Genomic DNA, 17,198 nt, shown 5'->3' on the forward strand with positions numbered 1-17,198 from the left:
CGACGGCTTCTACGAGCCTGGGAGCTGAGGTACTGCCAGATGGCCACCATCCAGGACCGCTGGCACCGCAGGAACCGTCAGACGGGAGCCCTGGAGCGAACTGCGCTCTACGGCACGGGCAAGCGCTACGGAGTCCACTTCCGCGACCCGTCCGGCCGGGAGGTCACCAAGGCCTTCGGTCGCAAGGTCGATGCCCAGCGGTGGCTCAACGAGCAGACGGTCGCGCTGGTCCTGGGGACGTTCGTGCACCTTGGTTCACGGGCCGCTCGCACCTCGCGCCCAAGACGTTGGCCTGCTATCGCTCACTTCTCCGGGCGAGGGTGCTCCCTCGGTGGGAGAACGTCCCGGTCGGCCGAGTGGCGCACGGTGACGTGGTCGCGTGGGTGGCCGGCATGCGCGCCGACGGCCTATCCGCCAGCCGGACCCGCCAGGCGTACCACCTCCTGACGTCGATGCCCGACGCCGCGGGCAAGGACGGCAGGCTGGCGCGCAACGCGGCCGCCGGCGTCGACCTCCCGCGTCTGCCGACCACCGATCGGCGGTACCTGCCCCACGGGCAGCTCGCCGACCTGGCCGACCACTGCGGGCGGCACCGCCTGCTCGTCCTGGTCCTCGGCTACAGCGGGCTCCGCTGGGGCGAGGCGGCCGCGCTGCGGGTCCGGCGGGTCGACCGGCTCCGCGGCCGCATCGAGGTGGCCGAGTCGGTGACCGAGGCCGAGGGGCGCTCGGTCTTCGGGCCGCCCAAGTCCCACGCGCGCCGCTGGGTGCCGGTGCGGCGGTTCCTGCGCCAGGACCTGGCCAGCCACCTGGCGGGACGGGACCCGGAGGAGTTCGTCTTCCCCTCGAGGACCGGCGGGCCGCTGCGGGTCGGCAACTTCCGACGCGACTGGTTCGACCGCGCGGCCGTCGTCGTGGGGCTGGCCGGCCTCGTGCCGCACGAGCTCCGGCACACCGCGGCCTCGCTCGCCATCGCGTCCGGCGCCTCCATCAAGGGCGTCCAATCGATGCTCGGGCACGCATCGGCGGCGATGACTCTCGACCGCTACGGCCACCTCTTCGGCGACGAGCTGGACGCCGTCGCGGAGCGGATGGACGCCGCTCGTGCGGACTGGATGCGGACTGAAGGCTCCGGCGGGGGCGACCGCCGGTCAGCGGACTGAGCTGATCAGTGCGCTGACCAGCGGTTCCACTGGTGCCCCCGGCAGGATTCGAACCTGCGACACACGGTTTAGGAAACCGATGCTCTATCCCCTGAGCTACGGGGGCTCGCCGGCCGCCGGCCGGGTGGGGACTGCCGGACGAGGTTAGCGGGGCTGCCCGCGGCGCCTCCGGCTGGCTACCGTCGGTTCATGGTGGTCCTGCTGGCCGAGCTGCTGGTCCTCCTGCTCCTGGCCGGCCTGCTGCTGTACGGGCTGGGCGTGTGGTCGGCCCGCCCCCCCGTCCCTCCGGGTGTCCGGCAGCCCGCGCGCCGGCAGCGCCGCTCCGGCGCCGTCCTGGCCCGGTGGGTGCCGGCGCACGACGAGGCCGACGGGCGGACGCGGGTGCTGCTGCGCCGCGCCTACCTCGGCCCGGACGGGCTGCCGGTCGTGCTCGAGGACCGGGTCTACACGGCCTTCGCGTCGGACGACCCGGCCTGGGAGGCGCGCTTCACCGAGGCGATGTCCGCCGCGCGGTTCCGCTGCTCGTACCTCAACGCCGAGGAGTCCGCGGGCTGAGCGGCCTGTGCCACCGTCTCCTCGACCAGCCGCACGATCGTCCGCGGCCGGTCCGACTGCGGCGCGTGCCCGGCCCACAGCAGTGGCACGAACCGTGAGCCGGGGACCAGCGGCAGGTAGCGCACCGTCTGACCCGAGGAGATCCAGTCGGCCACGCCCTGCACGAGGGTGACCGGGCAGTCGATGCGGTCCAGGCCGCGCGGGACGTCGAGCAGCAGGCCCCACAGCAGCGTGCGCCACCAGTCGCGGGCGTCGGCGAACCCCTCGCGGGCGCCGATCGCCTCCTCGGCGGAGGAGGCCCACGGGCGGGCCTTGAGCGGTGCCAGCAGCGCGGCCCGGCCCACCGCCGAGCGGGACAGCGGCCCGATCAGCGGCGCGCCGGTGCGCATGACCACCCGGGCGAGCGCCATGCCGGTGCCCTGCACGACCCGCTCCGGCGGCACGTTGAGCCCCGACGGCGCGATCGCGACCACCGAGCGTGCGCGGCCGCGGCGCGCCAGCTCGATCGCCACCCGGGCGCCGAGGGAATTACCCAGGACGTGCACCCGGCCGACGCCCTCGCCGTCGAGGGTCCGCTCCACGGCGTCGGTGACCGCGGCGACGGTCGGCCGCTCCTCCAGGGCCGGCGAGCGGCCCACCCCGGGCAGGTCGACGTCGAGGACGTCGAAGCGCTCGGCCAGCGCGGGGAGGACCGCGGCGAAGTCGCGGCGCGAGCTGCCCCAGCCGTGCAGGAGCAGGAGGGCTTCGCCGGAGCCGGCTCGGGTGCAGGACAGCGTCTCGGTCACCTGATGGGGTTACCCCGGGGTGGCCGGGGCTCCCGGTGAGACGTGTCACGCCCCCGCGCCCACCTGTGGACGGGGCACCGCGGTGTGGACGGCCGCACGGGCGACGTCACCGGCTCTCCCGAGCCTGGCCTCCCACCGATCGAGGAGGCACCCGTGGAGCTCAGCACACCCGACGAGCTCGAGCAGCACCTCGCCGCCGTGGCGGTGGCCCCCACAGCGCCGGGGCCGGCCGATGGCGCGACCTCCGGGTCCCCCGGGCCACCGGCATGGAGCGCCGGCCGGGGTCGCGCGGCGGTCACCGCGACTGCGAGGTGTTCCTCAAGGGTTGGCCGCTGCGCGAGGACCTGCACGTCGAGGACGACGACGGCGCCCTCGCCCGGCCGAGCACCCGCCGTGTGCCGGGGTCGGCCCCGGCTTCACCCGGCCCTGCGGCAACTGGCGGCCCTGGCGCCGGGACCGCTGGTGACGAGGGCAGGATGGAGGCCATGGGACAGGTCGTGGCCACCGCCGAACGCGTCGTCGCAGCACCGGCAGACCGGGTGCGCGCCGGTCTCGCCGACTACCTGGGCACCCGCTCGCGCGTGCTGCCCGAGCAGTTCAGCGACTACCGGGTGGAGGCCGGCGGCACGGGCGCGGGCACCCGCGTGCACTGGCGGTTCGCCGCGACGTCCAAGCGGGTCCGCGAGCAGGAGATCGAGGTGAGCGAACCCGAGGGGACGCTCGTCGAGCGCGACACCCGCTCGTCGATGGTCACCACCTGGACCGTCGTCCCGACCGGCGCCGACCGCAGCACCGTGCGGGTGCGCACCACCTGGGACGGTGCCGGGGGCGTCGGCGGCTTCTTCGAGCGGACCTTCGCGCCCAGGGGCCTGCGCCGGGTCTACGACGACCTGCTCGGCCGGCTCGAGCGGGAGCTGGCCACCGTCGTCTGAGGTCGCGGCGCCGGTCGCCGTCGCGGGGGACCATGGGCCGGTGAGCGCCGCCCTCCCCGCCGTCGAGCCGCCCCGGACCGCGGTCCCCGGTCTCGACGAGCTGGCCGACCTGGTCGCCGACGGCGACGTCCTCGTCCTGTCCGGCGCCGGCCTGTCCACCGACTCCGGCATCCCCGACTACCGGGGCGCGACCGGCTCGCTGCGCCGGCACACGCCGATGACCTGGCAGACCTTCCGCCGCGACCCGCGCGGCCGGCACCGCTACTGGGCGCGCAGCTACGTGGGCTGGCCGCAGATGGCCGCCGCGCGGCCCAACGCCGGCCACTCCGCCGTCGCCCGGCTGCAGCGGGCCGGCCTGCTCGGCGGGGTGGTGACGCAGAACGTCGACGGGCTGCACCAGGCCGCCGGCGCCCGGGACGTCGTCGAGCTGCACGGCGGGCTGGACCGCACCGTCTGCCTGGACTGCGGCGACGTCGCCGGGCGCGCCGAGCTGCACCGCCGGCTGCGGGCGGCCAACCCCGCGTTCGGACCGCGCGTGGACGAGGTGAACCCCGACGGTGACGCCGAGCTGCCCGACGAGGTGCTCGACGGCTTCGTGATGGTCGACTGCACCGCGTGCGGCGGCGGTCCGCTCAAGCCCGACGTCGTCTTCTTCGGCGAGACGGTGCCGCGCGACCGGGTGGACGGCTGTTTCCGGCTGCTGGAGCACTCGGGCAGCCTGTTGGTCCTCGGCTCCTCGCTCACGGTCATGAGCGGCTACCGGTTTGTGCTGCGCGCCGCCGAGCTCGGCATCCCGGTCGGCGTGGTCAACCTCGGCCCCACCCGCGGCGACGCGAAGGTCGACGTGAAGGTCGACGCGCCGCTCGGCGAGGTGCTGCCGGAGCTGGCCCGCCGCTGCGGGGCGTGACCCGGCGGGAGCGGAAGGACCTCCCTGCCCCCCAGCGCTCGCAGGCTCGCGCCGGGCCCCCGCAGGGAGGCCGGCTCACCGACGACGGCCGCTGGCTGGTCGTCGACGGGCGGCGGTGGCGGGCGGCCGACCCGTCGCTGCCCGACGACGTCCGCGCCCGGCTGCTCTCGCACCTGGGCAGGGCCCGCTCGGCGGTGCGCACGGGCACCGACCCGGCCGCCGTGCGCGCCGCCCGCGACCGGGTGCAGCTGGCCAAGACCGGCCTCGGCGAGCGCGGCCCGGCCTGGTGGGACCAGGACGACGACGCCCGCCGGGCCCGGTGGGAGGCGGCGCTGGCCGCCCTGGACGCGACCGGCGGTTGACGCCCCGCCGCGACGGGCAGGAAGGCCCGCGATGCAGACCTTCCTGCCGGTGGCCGACTTCGAGGAGAGCGCGCGGCTGCTCGACTCGCCGCGCCTGGGCAAGCAGCGGGTGGAGACGCTGCAGGTGCTGCGCGCCCTCGAGCTGCCCGACTACGGCTGGACCTCGCACCCGGTCGTGCACATGTGGCGCGGGCGGACGGCGGCGCTCGTCGTCTACGGCCTGGCCATGGTGCGGGTGTGGCGCGAGCGCGGGTTCGCCGACAGCACGCACACGCTGATCGCGGAGTTCGCGCCCGACGTCGCGGGCGCCACCCAGGACGAGCTGGCCCGCGCCGGCCTGCTGCCCTCGTGGGTGGGCGACGAGGCGGTGCACCTGTCGCACCGGTCGAACCTGCTGGCCAAGGACCCGGACTTCTACCGGCCGCTGTTCCGGCCGCTGTTCGGCGCCGAGCCCGAGGACCTGCCCTACGTGTGGCCGGGCGCCGACGACGTGCCGCCCGCCGCCGAGCCGGAGGGGACCCGGGTGTGGGTGGTGCGGCCGCGGGCGCACAACGAGCTCGGCGCCTGCCTGGCCGCGGGCGTCGTCGGGCTGGGCACCCAGTCGGGGGTCGACGTCGACGCCACCGGGCTCTCCCCGGCCGAGTTGCGCGTCCTGGCCAAGGAGCTCTCCGGACGGCGGCCGTCGAAGGACCTGCGGCAGCTGTCGACCTTCCTCGACGAGATCCGCCCCGGCGACCCGGTGGCGCTGCCCGTCGAGCACGGCGCCGGGCTGCTGGTCGGCGAGGTCCTCGGCGACTACCTGTTCCAGGGCCGCGAGCTGCTGCCGCACCGCCGCCCCGCCCGCTGGGACCGCGTCGTGCCCCGCGCCGCGGCCCGGCCGCCGGCCACCCTGCAGGATCCCCGAGCGCTGTTCTCCGTCGTCGTCGACCCCGACGTGCTGCCGCCGGCACAGGCCGGCACCACCTACCGGGAGCCCGCGCTGCCGCTGGTGTGAGCCGACCGCAGGACGGCCGTCCACGTCTGCGCGTGCAGCCGCCGCAGCTCCAGCCACGGGGCGAGCTCGGCGTCCGACGGCGCCCCCACGGCGTCCAGGGCGGCCCGGCCGTCCAGCCGCGAGGTGCTGCGCAGGCAGGCGAGGTCCCAGGCGACCGGGCCGGGACAGGTGTCCTCGAGGTCGGCCCAGCGCCACCCGTCCGGCGTGGCCAGCAGGTTGCCGGGGTGCGCGTCGCCGTGCAGCGCCTGCACGGGCCCGCTGTCCAGCCGGGGCCGCAGCCGCTCGACGTCGTCCGCCACCCGGGTGCGGACGGCGGGGGAGACGCCCCACCCGCCGGCCCGTTCCACCCAGGCGGCGAGGTCGTCGAGCGGGGTGTCCAGCGGCGTGCCGGCGGTGGGCAGGTGGCGCAGGGTGGCGTGCAGGTCGGCCAGCGCGGCGGCCACCTCGGCCGGTCCCGGCGCCCGCGGCAGCACCTCGACGTGCCGCCAGAAGCTGAGCACCAGGCCGCCGTGCTCGTGCGGGCCGGGCGGCAGCAGGTCACTGGGCGCGACGACGGCGGCCCCGGCCGCGGCGAGCGCGCCGGCCAGGGCCACCTCGCGTCCGAACGGCCGGGAGGGGTCGGGGCGCAGCAGCGGCGTCAGCGTGGCGACCCGCGCGACCACCGGCGCGGGCGCGAGGTGCACCACGGCGTTCACCCCGTCGTGCAGCACCCGCGGCTCGCGCGCGGGGACGCCGTGCGCGGCGGCCACCGCGGAGGCAGCGGCCACCGCGCGGGCGGCGCGCCCGCTCACGCCCCCGGCAGCGGCACGTTCTGCAGCCGGACCTGGCCGCGGGCGACGAGCTTGCCGTCCTCCGCGCGGGTCAGCTGCACCAGCCACAGCTGCAGGGTGCGGCCCTGCTGCACGGGCTCGGCCAGCACGTGCAGCCGGCCGGCGGTCACCGGCCGCAGGAAGTCGGTGCTGTTGTTGACCCCGACGGCGAACTGGCCGCGGTCGGCCACGGCGACGCTGGCGCCGATCGAGGCCGCCGACTCGATGACCGCGCAGTAGACGCCGCCGTGCACCACGCCCCACGGCGTGTGCTGGTCGGGTCCCAGCTCGACGGTCCCGGTGACCCGGGTGCCGGTCATCTCCTCGGGCTCGAAACCGGTGGCGGCGACGAAGGCGCTGCTCGACGCGCGGTCCACCCGCGGCAGCTCGGGCCCGCTCACGCGGCGTCCCACACCAGGCAGAACGGGTGGCCCACGGGGTCGGCGTAGACGCGGAAGTCCCCACCGCCGCCGGGCAGCTTGCGGGCACCGAGCGCCAGCGCCTTCGGCTCGGCCTCGTCGATGTCGGTCACGTAGACGTCCAGGTGGGACTGCTGCGGTCGGGCCGGGTCGGGCCAGTCCGGGGGCACCAGGTCCGGCGCCTGCTGGAAGGCCAGCCGGTACCCCTGGCCGGTGACCACGACCCAGTCGTCGCCGGGCCCGCCCTTGCTCACCTCCATCCCGAGCAGGCCGGCGTAGAAGGTGGCGAGCGCGTGCGCGTCGGGCGCGTCGATCACGACGGAGTGGAGCTGACCGATCATGGTGCCCATCCTGCTGGCTGCTCGCGCCGCGCACCCGCCGGGGACCGGCCGTCCTCCGCCGGGATCCGGCCAGCAGGCAGGATCGGGTCCGTGACCGACCCCGCCCCGCCCGTGCTGGGCTCGCTGACCTGGGTCCCCGCCGCCGACCGGCCCGACCTGCTCGGCGGGTCCGTGGCCGCCGCGCTGGCCGCGCTGCCCGGGCCGGCCTGGGTCGCCCCGGTCGACGACGCGCTCGCCGACACCGCCGCCTTCACCGACGCCTACGGGGTGCCGCTCGAGGCGTCGGCCAACTGCGTGGTCGTCGCCGCGCGCCGCGCCGGGCAGACCACGCTGGCCGCCTGCGTCGTGCTCGCCACCACCCGCGCCGACGTCAACGGCCTGGTGCGGCGGCACCTGGGTGCGCGCAAGGCGTCCTTCGCCCCGCAGGACGTCGCCGTCGCCGAGTCCGGGATGGCCTACGGCGGCATCACGCCGATCGGGCTGCCCGACGGGTGGCCGGTGCTCGTCGACGCCGCCGTGGCCGCCGCCGACCTCGTCGTCGTCGGCTCGGGCACGCGCGGCGCGAAGCTGGCCCTCCCCGGCTCCGCGCTGGCCGGGCTGGCCGCCGCGGAGGTGGTCGAGGGGCTGGGGCTCCCGGTGCAGGAGGCGTCGCCCCCGGCGCCGACGCTGCCGGCGGAGCGGGCACCCGACGACCGCGACGTGGGCTGGGGCGAGCGGCCCGACGAGCGCGACGCGGACCGTCGCTACCTGGAGGACCGGCCCCCGCACTGGGGCAGCGACTAGCGGGCCGGCGTCCCCGGACCGCCCGGAGCGGTGGCCAGCAGGTCGCGGATCTCGGCCAGCAGTTCGACCTGCGTGGGCGCCACCAGCCCGGGCTCCCCGCCCCGCGCCCGCCGCTCGGCGGTGCTGCGCAGCGGCAGGACCACGATGACGTACACGACAGCGGCGGTCAGCACGAAGGTCATCACCTGGCTGACGAACGCGTCGACGACCGCGGTGAACGCCGCACCGACGACCACGGCGACAGCCAGCTCGACCACGTTGCCGCGCAGCAGGAAGTCCTCGAAGCCCCTCGGCACGGCACTCATCACCTCACGGCGGCCCCGGCAGGCTCAACGTGAGCGTGGCGGTGGTGGCGGCAGCGGCGAGAGTGGCGGCGGTGGCCTCGTCGACGGCGAGCACCAGCAGCCCGCCGTCGTCGCCCTGGGGCGCGGCCAGCACCGGCGCGGCCCGTGCGACCACCTCCGCCCGCGCCGCGCCCGGGGCGGTGGCCAGCACGTCGACGCGGTCGCCGGCGCCGGCCAGCCCGGCGACGGCGAGGTCGGCCAGCCGCACCGGCGCGGCCACCTGTCCCGCCGGCAGCGACGCGGTCAGGCCGGGGCCCACCAGGCGCACGTCGGTGACCGGCTCCCCGGCCCGCAGCGGCGCGGCGAGCACCCGGCCGGCGAGCGCGGCGGGGTCGGTGGCTGACCCGTCGGGGACGGCGCCGGCCGGCAGCTCGGTGGTCGCGAGCCCTGCCGTCGTCAGGACCGCGCCGGCGGGCAGGTCGGTGGCCGCGGTGACCACCGGCGTCCCGGGCGGCGGAGCAGCGGCCGGCGCGGGTGGTGGCCGCAGGGCGAGCACGAGCGCCCCGGTGACGAGCGCCGCGGCGAGGCAGCGGCGCAGCAGCAGGACGGGGGAGCGGGGTCGGCGCAGGCGCGGCACGCACCCAGGCTGGCCGCCGCGCACGCCCGGGAGGAGCTGTGCCGGGCGGCTGTGGACGGCGCGCCCGGCTGTGGACGCGCCCCCGTCAGGAGGCGGCGGCCTTCGACCCGCCCGAGGAGGACGACGACGAGGCGCTCGACGAGGTCGAGGCCGCCTCCTTCTTCGGCGCCGCCGTCGACGAGGACGACTCCGAGGAGGTCGAGGACGCCGGGGACGACTCCGAGGACGAGGCCGTCGAGCGGCTGTCCGTGCGGTAGAAACCCGAGCCCTTGAAGACGACGCCGACCGAGCCGTAGACCTTGCGCACCGTGGCGCCGCAGGTCGGGCACTCGGCCACGGGGGCGTCGGTGAAGGACTGCACGACCTCGAACTCGTGCTTGCCCTCGGGGTTGGTGCAGGCGTACTGGTACGTGGGCACGGCGGTTCTCCTGGTCGGGCAGGGGCGGGCGGGTCCGGCGCCCGCCGCGGGCTGGCACTCGGGACCCTCGACTGCCAATGATGCGACACGCCGCGCGTGCCGTCCACGCACTGTGACCCGTTCGCCGGTCCGCGTCGTCCAGCGGCCGCGCCGGGAGTGGCGGAACGGACCCGTACGCGCCGGTAACCTGCCGCGCGTGACACCGCCCTGGCTGGACGAGACGCAGCAGCGCGCCTGGCGGGCGTGGCTGACCGCCGCGGAGCTGCTGCCGCGCGAGCTCGACGCCCAGCTGCAGCGCGACGCCGGGCTCACCCATGCCGCCTACGTCGTGCTCGCGATGCTGTCGGAGGCGCCGGGGCGCAGCCGCCGGATGAGCGACCTCGCGCGCCGGGCCAACCAGTCGCAGAGCCGGTTGTCGCACACGGTCGCCCGGCTGGAGGACCGCGGCTGGGTCCGCCGCGAGCGGTCCGCCGAGGACGGCCGCGGCAACCTCGCCGTCCTCACCGACGCCGGCTGGGACGTCGTCCGCTCGGTCGCCCCCGGGCACGTCGCCGCGGTGCGCGCCGCGCTGTTCGACCCGCTGACCGAGCAGCAGACGCAGGCGCTGTGCGAGGCGCTGGAGACCGTCGTCCAGGGCCTCGACCCCGACGCCAGCCGCCGGGTGGCGCACGGCAGCGACGTCGCCGGCTGACCCTTCCCCGGGCGGTGGAGCGCGACTAGGTTGCGCCCCGTGGGAGCGCGACTGGCCGCCTACCTGAGCTACCGCGACGCCCCGGCCGCCCTGCGCTGGCTGGAGGCCGTGGGCTTCACCGTCGTCCGGCGGGCCGACGCCGAGGACGGCACGGTCGCCCACTCCGAGGTCCGCTGCGACGACGTCGTCCTCATGGTGGCGAGCTACGACGCCGACTACACCCGGCCGCCGCTGGTCGGGCACTCCACGGGCTCGGGCCTCTACCTGGTGCTCGACGACGCGGCCGACGTCGACGACCGCTTCGCGCGCGGGGTGGACGCCGGCGGCACCGCCGTCCTCGCCCCGCAGGACACCGAGTGGGGCACCCGCCGCGCCCGCCTGCTCGACCCCGAGGGTCAGGAGTGGAGCTTCGGGACCTACGCCCCCGGCGGCACCTGGTAGTCGGGCGTGCCCGACGCCGCGCAGGTGTCCTGCCCCGACCGGGCGGCCTGGCGGCGGTGGCCGGAGCAGCACGCAGCCGCCTCGGGCGGGGTGTGGCCGGTGTTCGACACGGGCCCCTCGGCCCGCCGCGGGATCCTCGTCCGACCTCACCGCAGCGTGTCCCACCGGACCGCCCACCGTCGGGGAGGACGCGCGACGATCAGGTCACCTGATCATCGCCGCGACCGCTCAGGAGGCCAGCCAGGCGCGGATGGCCTCGTCGGACCCGCCCAGCACCGGCGGTGCTCCGTGGTCGCGGCGCGTCGTCTCGGTCTCGCCGTCGGGACCCGGGGCGAAGAAGCGCAGCGGGGGACCGGGCAGCTGCACCCGGCCCAGCGTCGCGTGCTCGACGTCGACGAGCAGGCCCTGCGACAGCGTCTGCTCCCAGCCGTAGACCTCGTCGATCGTGCGCACCCTGCCCGCGGGGACGCCGGCCGCGGCCAGCCGGGCGAGCAGGGTCTCGGCGTCGGTGTCGGCGAAGACGCCCTCGAGCAGCTCGATCACCCGCTGCCGGTTGCCCACCCGCTCGCCGTTGGTCGCCAGGCCCTCGGCCTCGGGGTCCAGGCCGAACTCGGCGCACAGCCGCCGCCACAGCCCCTCCGACCCGCAGGAGAGCTGCACGCTGCCGCCCCGGCAGTGGAACAGGCCGTAGGGCGCGATCGAGGGGTGGTGGTTGCCCTGCGCGCGGCCGACCTGCCCGCCGACGGTCCACGCCGTCCCCTGGAAGGCGTGCACGCCGACGATCGCGGCCAGCAGCGAGGTGCGCACCACCTGGCCGCGGCCGGTGCGCTCCCGCTCGTGCAGCGCGGCGAGCACGCCGTAGGCGCCGTACATGCCGGCCAGCAGGTCGCCGATCGGCACGCCGACCCGCTGCGGGTCTTCCGGGCCGGGGCCGGTGAGCGACATCAGCCCGGCCTCGCCCTGCGCGATCTGGTCGTAGCCGGCCCGGCTGCCCTCGGGCCCGTCGTGGCCGAAGCCGCTGATCGAGAGGGTGACCAGGCGCGGGTTGAGCTCGGCGAGCACGTCGGTGCCGAAGCCGAGGCGGGCCAGCGTGCCGGGGCGGAAGTTCTCCAGGAGGACGTCGGCCCGCCGCACCAGCTCGCGCAGCAGTTCCTTGTCGCCCTCGTCCTTGAGGTCGAGGGTCACCGACTCCTTGTTGCGGTTGGCCGACAGGAAGTAGGTCGACTCCCGCGCACCCTGGTCGGGCTGCACGAACGGCGGGCCCCACCCGCGGGTGTCGTCCCCGCTGCCGGGGTTCTCCACCTTGATCACCCGGGCGCCGAGGTCACCGAGCATCATCGCCGCGTGCGGGCCGGCCAGCGCGCGGGTCAGGTCGACGACGAGCACGCCGTCCAGCGGTCCGGTCACGACAGCCCTCCCGGGGTCTCAGAGCCAGCCGGGGACGACGAAGACCAGCCAGGCCAGGAACGGCCCGACGACCACGACGATCCCGGAGTAGGCGAGGATCTGCTTGTAGAAGCGGTCCCGGTCGACGTCCTGCGCGTTGGCCAGCACCAGCGCGCCGTTGGTCGAGAACGGGCTCACGTCGACGATCGTCGAGGCGACCGACAGGGCCACCACCACGCCCACCGCGCCGATCGAGCCCTCCTGCAGGAAGGGCACCGCCAGCGCGATGGCGACGCCGATGATCGCCGTCGACGACGCGAAGGCCGACACCACCCCGCCGATGTAGGCCAGCAGCAGCGCGATGAGCAGCGGCGCGCCCAGCCCGATGACCGCCTCGCCCACGTAGTCGATCGTCCCGGCCTCCTGCAGCACGAACACGAAGGTCAGCACGCCGGCGATGAGCAGCACCGTGGACCAGCTGATCTGGCTGACCGCGCCCTTGTGCCGGGCGGCGGCGAACAGCGCCAGCACCGTGGCCACGGTGATCGAGACGAAGCCGATGTCGAGGTCGAACACCAGCGCCAGGACGGCGACCACCGCCAGCCCGACGAGGGTGAGGACCTGGTCGAGGGTGACCCGCTGGGGGCGCTCCGGCCCGCCGTCCCGGTCGCCGCCGCCGTCGCTGCCCCGGTCGCCGTCCCCGCCGCCGACGGCCGGCCCGGGCGGGGCGCCGTGTCCGCGCACGGGTGCGGTCACCGCGTGCTCGGCGTCGGCGTGCGCGGCCTCGGCCGGCACGGTCGCGCTCACCCGGCGGCCGATCAGCTGCCGGCCGCCGAGGACGAGGAAGAGGGCCAGCGCGATGGCCAGGTTGAAGACCAGGCTGCCCAGGAACACCGTGACCGGGCTGCTGGGCAGCCCCTCGTCCTCGACGATCGTGTTCACCGTGACGCCGTAGACGCTGATCGGGGAGAACCCGCCGCCCTGCGCGCCGTGGATGACCATCATGCCCATGAGCAGGGGGTTGATCCCGTAGCGGGCGGCGAAGCCCAGCGCGATCGGGGCGATGATCGCCACCGCGGCGGGGGAGAGCGCGCCAATCGCGGTCAGCAGGGCGGTGACGGCGAACATCACCCACGGGATGGCGGCCACGTATCCGCCGACCAGGCGCAGCGCGCCGCGCACCAGCAGGTCGACGGTGCCGTTGTTCTGCGCGATCGCGAACAGGTAGGTGACGCCGATCAGCGTCACCACCAGCTCGGCGGGGAAGCCGGCCAGGATGTCGTCGGTGGACAGCCCCACGGAGAGCGTGCCCACGAGGAACGCGGCGACGAACGCCAGGGCGCCCATGTTGATCGGCAGGAACGTCGCGATCGCGAAGATCACGACGAGCGCCAGGATGGTGACGATCTCCGGTGACACGCGGCCTCCCTGTCTCTCCGGCGGGTCGGCCCACCGTGTCACCTACCGGCGGGTAGGGCCTCCCAGCCGCCGGCCGGGGTGACGACGGCGCTGACCGGGCGGTCGTGGTCGAGCGCGGGCAGCCGGTCGACGAGTTCGTCGTCGAAGACCAGCGCCACCACGACGGCGTCGCGCCGCACGTGCTGCAGCGCCCGGTCGTAGTAGCCGCCGCCCCGGCCCAGCCGCGTGCCCGCCCGGTCGACGGCGAGCGCGGGGACGACGACGACCTCCGCGGCGCCGATCGCCGTCGGCCCCAGGCGCGGCCCGACCGGCTCGAGCAGCCCGAAGCGGCCCGGCGCGAGCCGGCCGGTGTCGACCGCCCAGTGCAGCTGCGGGTCGCCGCCGGGGACCACCGGCAGCAGCACCCGCGCGCCGAGCTGGGTGAACGCGGCCGGCAGCCGGCCGTGGCCCGGCTCGGTCTCGTCGGGGACGAAGGCCGCGAGCGTGCGCACCCGCGCCAGCTGCCGCAGCAGGGCGGTGGCGACCGCGGCCGACGCCGTCGCGCGTTCGGTGGGGGAGCGGTCCCGGCGGCGGGCCCAGACCCGCTCGCGCAGCGCCGCCTTCACCGGGTCGACGTCCTGCGGGGCGGTCACCGCAGCAGGCTAGAGCCCGCCCCTGGCAGCCCGGCGGAACGGCTGCGCCTCCCCAGGCCGCCGCGCGCGCCGTCCCCGGCCGCCCACGGGGAGCCTGCGGTGCGTGGCTAGGCTCCGGGTGTGGAGACCTCGCGGACCCCCTCGGCGCGCAAGGCCGTCATCCCCGTCGCCGGGATGGGCACCCGGTTCCTCCCCGCCACCAAGGCGGTGCCCAAGGAGCTGCTGCCGGTCGTCGACCGCCCGGCCCTGCAGTACATCGTCGAGGAGGCCGCACGGGCCGGCCTGGCCGAGGTGCTCATGGTCACCGGGCGCAACAAGGCCGCCATCGAGGACTACTTCGACCGCGCTCCCGAGCTCGAGGCGGTGCTGGAGAAGAAGGGCGACGCCGCCCGGCTGGCCGCCGTCGCGGAGTCCACCGACGTGGCCCAGGTGCACTTCGTCCGGCAGGGCGAGGCCCGCGGCCTCGGGCACGCCGTGCTGCAGGCGGCCGCCTTCGTCGGCGACGAGCCCTTCGCGGTGCTGCTCGGCGACGACCTGATCGACGCGCGCGACCACCTGCTCGAGGAGATGCTCGCCGTGCAGACCGAGCACGGCGGCTCGGTGATCGCACTGCTCGACGTCGGCCGGGAGAACATCGACAAGTACGGCGCGGTCGCCATCCAGGAGGACACCCAGCAGGGCGTCGTCACGGTCACCGGCCTGGTGGAGAAGCCGCCGGTCGACGAGGCCCCCAGCAGCCTGGCCATCATCGGCCGCTACGTGCTGTCCCCCTCGGTGTTCGAGGTGCTGCGGCAGACGCCGCCCGGCCGGGGCGGGGAGATCCAGCTGACCGACGCGCTGGCCACCCTGGTCGAGCGCGGCGAGCCGCTGCACGGCGTGGTCTTCGACGGCCGCCGGTACGACACAGGGGACAAGCTCGACTACCTCAAGGCGGTCGTCCGGCTGGCCGTCGAGCGCGAGGACCTCGGCCCGGCGCTGCGCTCGTGGCTGACCGAGTTCGTGGCCGACCTGCCCGCCGAGGGCGCGTCGCAGGCCTGACCCGGCCCCCGCAAGGGGGACCATCGAGGCGATGAGCGAGCACAGCCCGGGCGGGGCCCCGGCGGCACCCCGGGACACGACGGCGCTGGACCTGCGCAGCGGCGCCACGGTCGACGCGCCGGCGCCGGCCGTGCACGCGACGGCGGCGATCGACCCCGGCCGGGTGCCCCCGCCGCGCCCGGCGCCCGAGCCGGAGCCGGTGCTGCGGTCGGTGGAGGCCCACCTCGACGAGATCCTCGCCGCGGTCCCGCAGCCCGAGCCGATCGAGCTCGCCGTCCTCGACGCGCAGGGGCTGCTCTGCGCCGAGGAGGTGGTCAGCGCCCGCGCGCTGCCGGCCTTCGACCAGGCCGCCCTCGACGGCTACGCCGTCCGTGCCGAGGACGTCGTCGACGCCGCGCCGGACGCGCCGGTCGAGCTCGCGGTGGTGGGGGAGACCGTCGCCGGGGCGGCCGGCCTGACGTCGCTGGCGCCGGGCCTGGCGCAGAAGGTGGCCGCCGGGGCGATGCTGCCGGCCGGGGCCGACGTCGTCGTCCCGGCCGTGTGGACCGACGGCGGCGTCGTGCGGGTGCAGGTGCACGCCGGCCCGGCCGCCGGCAGCTACGTGCGCCGGGCCGGTGACGACGTCTCGCCCGGCACCGCCGCCGTGCACGTCGGCATGCCGATCGGTCCCGCGCAGATCAGCCTGCTGGCCGCCGTCGGCCGCGACCGGGTGCTGGTGCGCCCGCGCCCGCGGGTCGCCGTCCTGTCCGCGGGCAGCGAGCTCGTCGACATCACCACCCAGCCGGCGCCGGGCCAGGTGGTCGACGTCAACACCTACGCGCTGGCCGCCGCCGCCCGCGACGCCGGCGCCTCGGCCTACCGCTGGGGGATCCTGCCCACGGAGCGCCGCCGGCTGACCGAGGTGCTGGAGAGCCAGCTGCTGCGCAGCGACCTGGTGCTCATCGCCGGCACGCACGCCGCCGAGGGCGACCTGGTGCAGGAGGTGCTCGCCGAACTGGGCCCGATGCGCTTCCGTCAGGTGACGATGCACCCCGGCGCGGTGCAGGGCTTCGGCCGGCTGGGCCGCGACCAGGTGCCGGTGATCTGCGTGCCCGGCGAGCCGGTGGCGGCGCTGGTCTCCTTCGAGGTCTTCGTGCGCCCGGCCATCCGCTCGATGCTGGGCAAGCGGCAGCTGTTCCGCCGCACGGTGCAGGCGATCTCCGCCGAGCGGCTGGTCTCGCCGCTGGGCTACCGGCAGTACCTGCACGGCCAGGTCATGCGCCACCCCGACGGCGGCTACGTCGTCGAGCCGCTGGGGGACGGCGAGGAGGCGCTGCTGGCCCGCATGGCCCGCGCCAACTGCCTGATCGTCCTGGACGAGGACGTCACCGAGGTCGCCGAGGGCGGGCTGGTGACGGTCATGCCGCTGCTGCTGGGCGGCTGAGCTGGACCTCGACCCCCTGCAGCACCCGGGCTGGCCCGCCCACCTGGCCTACGGCCCGGTCGAGCTGCACCCCCTGCGCCGGGGCGACGCCGCCGAGTGGAGCCGGCTGCGGCTGGCCAACGAGAGCTGGCTGCGCCCGTGGGAGCCCTCCGCCGGGGTGGCGTGGTCGGTGCGGCACACGCCGGCGGCCTACCGGGCGATGCGCCGCTCGGTGACCCGGCGCGCCCGGAGCGGGAGCTCGCTGCCCTTCGCCGTCCGGATGGAGGGCCGGCTGGCCGGGCAGGTGACGGTGGACAACGTGGTGCGCGGCGCGCTGCGGTCGGGGTCGCTGGGCTACTGGATCGACCGCGGCGCGGCCGGCCGGGGGATGGCCTCGCTGGCCGTGGCGCTGGTGTGCGACCACGCGTTCGGCGCGGCCGGGCTGCACCGGCTGCAGGCCGACATCCGGCCGGAGAACCTGCCCAGCCAGCGGCTGGTGGAGCGGCTCGGCTTCCGCCGCGAGGGCCTGCTGCGCCGCTACCTCGACATCGACGGGGACTGGCGCGACCACCTGTCCTACGCGCTGCTGGCCGAGGACCTCCCGGGCGGCGTCCTGGGCCGCTGGCTCTCCCTCGCGCCCCGCTCCTAGCACGCTGACTCAGCGTGTCCGGGTGACTCCGTGTCGACACGCCGCCACCGGCACCCCAGCCGTCCCACAACGCTCCGGCGACACGCCCGCGCGCCTCCCTCTCCCGGGTGAGCCGCGTGCATAACCTGCCGCAGCAAGTGACTCGTGTGACGGG

General features: G+C 76.4%; 22 protein-coding genes and 1 tRNA gene. 12 read left to right on the top strand and 11 right to left on the bottom strand.

The window, feature by feature from the left end; translation table 11 throughout:
* Positions 1–356 precede the first annotated feature (356 nt).
* Complete coding sequence (locus tag LY71_RS09975) at positions 357–1,160, top strand: tyrosine-type recombinase/integrase (RefSeq protein ID WP_245887806.1); 804 nt, start codon at positions 357–359, stop codon at positions 1,158–1,160.
* Between the two features lie 30 nt (positions 1,161–1,190).
* Here the strand turns inward: LY71_RS09975 and LY71_RS09980 are convergent.
* A tRNA-Arg gene (locus tag LY71_RS09980) sits at positions 1,191–1,266 on the bottom strand.
* A gap of 83 nt (positions 1,267–1,349) precedes the next feature.
* Here LY71_RS09980 and LY71_RS09985 point away from each other — a divergent pair.
* On the top strand, positions 1,350–1,715 hold the full coding sequence (locus tag LY71_RS09985; protein ID WP_106276888.1) for a hypothetical protein: 366 nt from the start codon (positions 1,350–1,352) through the stop codon (positions 1,713–1,715).
* Here LY71_RS09985 and LY71_RS09990 read toward each other — a convergent pair.
* Positions 1,604–2,500, bottom strand: coding sequence for an alpha/beta fold hydrolase (locus tag LY71_RS09990; protein WP_211297242.1), 897 nt, complete (start codon positions 2,498–2,500; stop codon positions 1,604–1,606). The genes LY71_RS09985 and LY71_RS09990 overlap by 112 nt on opposite strands.
* A 485-nt stretch (positions 2,501–2,985) precedes the next feature.
* Between LY71_RS09990 and LY71_RS09995 the strand changes: the two genes are divergently transcribed.
* Genes LY71_RS09995 through LY71_RS10010 form a run of 4 tightly spaced genes read left to right on the top strand, consistent with a single transcriptional unit; the run spans position 2,986 to position 5,695 of the window.
* A complete protein-coding gene (locus LY71_RS09995; protein ID WP_106277184.1) occupies positions 2,986–3,432 on the top strand; it encodes an SRPBCC family protein in 447 nt (148 codons plus the stop codon).
* A 40-nt stretch (positions 3,433–3,472) separates the two neighbouring features.
* Positions 3,473–4,339: an NAD-dependent protein deacetylase gene (locus tag LY71_RS10000; RefSeq protein WP_106276890.1), complete on the top strand. Its 867-nt coding sequence runs from the start codon at positions 3,473–3,475 to the stop codon at positions 4,337–4,339.
* On the top strand, positions 4,336–4,701 hold the full coding sequence (locus LY71_RS10005; protein ID WP_245887807.1) for a biopolymer transporter Tol: 366 nt from the start codon (positions 4,336–4,338) through the stop codon (positions 4,699–4,701). The genes LY71_RS10000 and LY71_RS10005 overlap by 4 nt, the downstream gene beginning before the upstream one ends.
* A 31-nt stretch (positions 4,702–4,732) precedes the next feature.
* Complete coding sequence (locus LY71_RS10010; RefSeq protein WP_106276892.1) at positions 4,733–5,695, top strand: MSMEG_6728 family protein; 963 nt, start codon at positions 4,733–4,735, stop codon at positions 5,693–5,695.
* On the opposite strand, the gene LY71_RS10015 is transcribed toward LY71_RS10010, so the two are convergent.
* From LY71_RS10015 to LY71_RS10025, 3 genes are read right to left on the bottom strand one after another with little or no spacing between them, the layout of a single operon-like run.
* The gene (locus tag LY71_RS10015; RefSeq protein WP_106276895.1) at positions 5,665–6,486 is read right to left on the bottom strand and encodes a phosphotransferase; all 822 of its coding nucleotides are present in this window, start codon (positions 6,484–6,486) and stop codon (positions 5,665–5,667) included. The two genes, LY71_RS10010 and LY71_RS10015, sit on opposite strands and share 31 nt — an antisense overlap.
* A complete protein-coding gene (locus LY71_RS10020; protein WP_211297243.1) occupies positions 6,483–6,905 on the bottom strand; it encodes a PaaI family thioesterase in 423 nt (140 codons plus the stop codon). The genes LY71_RS10015 and LY71_RS10020 overlap by 4 nt, the downstream gene beginning before the upstream one ends.
* Positions 6,902–7,264, bottom strand: a complete 363-nt coding sequence (locus LY71_RS10025; protein WP_211297244.1) for a VOC family protein — start codon at positions 7,262–7,264, stop codon at positions 6,902–6,904. Before LY71_RS10025 ends, LY71_RS10020 begins: the two co-directional genes overlap by 4 nt.
* 90 nt (positions 7,265–7,354) lie before the next feature.
* Between LY71_RS10025 and LY71_RS10030 the strand changes: the two genes are divergently transcribed.
* Positions 7,355–8,047 (top strand): YbaK/EbsC family protein, encoded by a 693-nt coding sequence (locus LY71_RS10030; RefSeq protein WP_211297245.1) that lies wholly within the window; start codon positions 7,355–7,357, stop codon positions 8,045–8,047.
* Here LY71_RS10030 and LY71_RS10035 read toward each other — a convergent pair.
* From LY71_RS10035 to LY71_RS10045, 3 genes are all read right to left on the bottom strand, one after another.
* Positions 8,044–8,352, bottom strand: a complete 309-nt coding sequence (locus LY71_RS10035; RefSeq protein ID WP_245887808.1) for an MscL family protein — start codon at positions 8,350–8,352, stop codon at positions 8,044–8,046. The genes LY71_RS10030 and LY71_RS10035 overlap by 4 nt on opposite strands.
* Before the next feature lie 4 nt (positions 8,353–8,356).
* Positions 8,357–8,968 (bottom strand): Flp pilus assembly protein CpaB, encoded by a 612-nt coding sequence (cpaB, locus tag LY71_RS10040; RefSeq protein ID WP_106276909.1) that lies wholly within the window; start codon positions 8,966–8,968, stop codon positions 8,357–8,359.
* A gap of 85 nt (positions 8,969–9,053) precedes the next feature.
* Positions 9,054–9,386, bottom strand: coding sequence for an FmdB family zinc ribbon protein (locus LY71_RS10045; protein WP_106276911.1), 333 nt, complete (start codon positions 9,384–9,386; stop codon positions 9,054–9,056).
* A 196-nt stretch (positions 9,387–9,582) separates the two neighbouring features.
* Between LY71_RS10045 and LY71_RS10050 the strand changes: the two genes are divergently transcribed.
* On the top strand, positions 9,583–10,077 hold the full coding sequence (locus tag LY71_RS10050) for a MarR family winged helix-turn-helix transcriptional regulator (protein WP_106276913.1): 495 nt from the start codon (positions 9,583–9,585) through the stop codon (positions 10,075–10,077).
* A gap of 39 nt (positions 10,078–10,116) precedes the next feature.
* Entirely contained in the window at positions 10,117–10,518 is a 402-nt protein-coding gene (locus tag LY71_RS10055; protein ID WP_106276915.1) for a VOC family protein, read from the top strand.
* Between the two features lie 228 nt (positions 10,519–10,746).
* Here the strand turns inward: LY71_RS10055 and LY71_RS10060 are convergent, their stop codons facing one another.
* From LY71_RS10060 to LY71_RS10070, 3 genes are read right to left on the bottom strand one after another with little or no spacing between them, the layout of a single operon-like run.
* On the bottom strand, positions 10,747–11,925 hold the full coding sequence (locus LY71_RS10060; RefSeq protein WP_106276917.1) for a CaiB/BaiF CoA transferase family protein: 1,179 nt from the start codon (positions 11,923–11,925) through the stop codon (positions 10,747–10,749).
* 18 nt (positions 11,926–11,943) lie between these two features.
* Positions 11,944–13,323, bottom strand: a complete 1,380-nt coding sequence (locus LY71_RS10065; protein WP_106276919.1) for an SLC13 family permease — start codon at positions 13,321–13,323, stop codon at positions 11,944–11,946.
* A gap of 38 nt (positions 13,324–13,361) precedes the next feature.
* Positions 13,362–13,955 (bottom strand): 5-formyltetrahydrofolate cyclo-ligase, encoded by a 594-nt coding sequence (locus LY71_RS10070; protein WP_106276921.1) that lies wholly within the window; start codon positions 13,953–13,955, stop codon positions 13,362–13,364.
* Between the two features lie 120 nt (positions 13,956–14,075).
* On the opposite strand from LY71_RS10070, the gene galU reads away from it, so the two are divergent.
* The 3 genes from galU (at position 14,076) to LY71_RS10085 (ending at position 17,044) form a co-directional block, all read left to right on the top strand.
* Positions 14,076–14,993, top strand: a complete 918-nt coding sequence (gene galU / locus LY71_RS10075) for a UTP--glucose-1-phosphate uridylyltransferase GalU (protein WP_106276923.1) — start codon at positions 14,076–14,078, stop codon at positions 14,991–14,993.
* 31 nt (positions 14,994–15,024) lie between these two features.
* The gene (glp, locus tag LY71_RS10080) at positions 15,025–16,416 is read left to right on the top strand and encodes a molybdotransferase-like divisome protein Glp (protein WP_106276925.1); all 1,392 of its coding nucleotides are present in this window, start codon (positions 15,025–15,027) and stop codon (positions 16,414–16,416) included.
* A gap of 73 nt (positions 16,417–16,489) precedes the next feature.
* Positions 16,490–17,044, top strand: coding sequence for a GNAT family N-acetyltransferase (locus LY71_RS10085; protein WP_281261598.1), 555 nt, complete (start codon positions 16,490–16,492; stop codon positions 17,042–17,044).
* The last annotated feature ends 154 nt before the right edge of the window (positions 17,045–17,198 follow it).

This window comes from Geodermatophilus tzadiensis (assembly GCF_003002915.1).
GTDB lineage: Bacteria > Actinomycetota > Actinomycetes > Mycobacteriales > Geodermatophilaceae > Geodermatophilus > Geodermatophilus tzadiensis.

What these genes read in the sequence shown, in the direction of transcription:
- LY71_RS09985 (WP_106276888.1), top strand. Translation starts at nt 1,350, where the DNA reads ATGGTGGTCCTGCTGGCCGAGCTGCTGGTCCTCCTGCTCCTGGCCGGC.
- LY71_RS09995 (WP_106277184.1), top strand. Translation starts at nt 2,986, where the DNA reads ATGGGACAGGTCGTGGCCACCGCCGAACGCGTCGTCGCAGCACCGGCA.
- glp (WP_106276925.1), top strand. Translation starts at nt 15,025, where the DNA reads ATGAGCGAGCACAGCCCGGGCGGGGCCCCGGCGGCACCCCGGGACACG.
- LY71_RS10035 (WP_245887808.1), bottom strand. Translation starts at nt 8,352, where the DNA reads ATGAGTGCCGTGCCGAGGGGCTTCGAGGACTTCCTGCTGCGCGGCAAC.
- LY71_RS10010 (WP_106276892.1), top strand. Translation starts at nt 4,733, where the DNA reads ATGCAGACCTTCCTGCCGGTGGCCGACTTCGAGGAGAGCGCGCGGCTG.
- LY71_RS10025 (WP_211297244.1), bottom strand. Translation starts at nt 7,264, where the DNA reads ATGATCGGTCAGCTCCACTCCGTCGTGATCGACGCGCCCGACGCGCAC.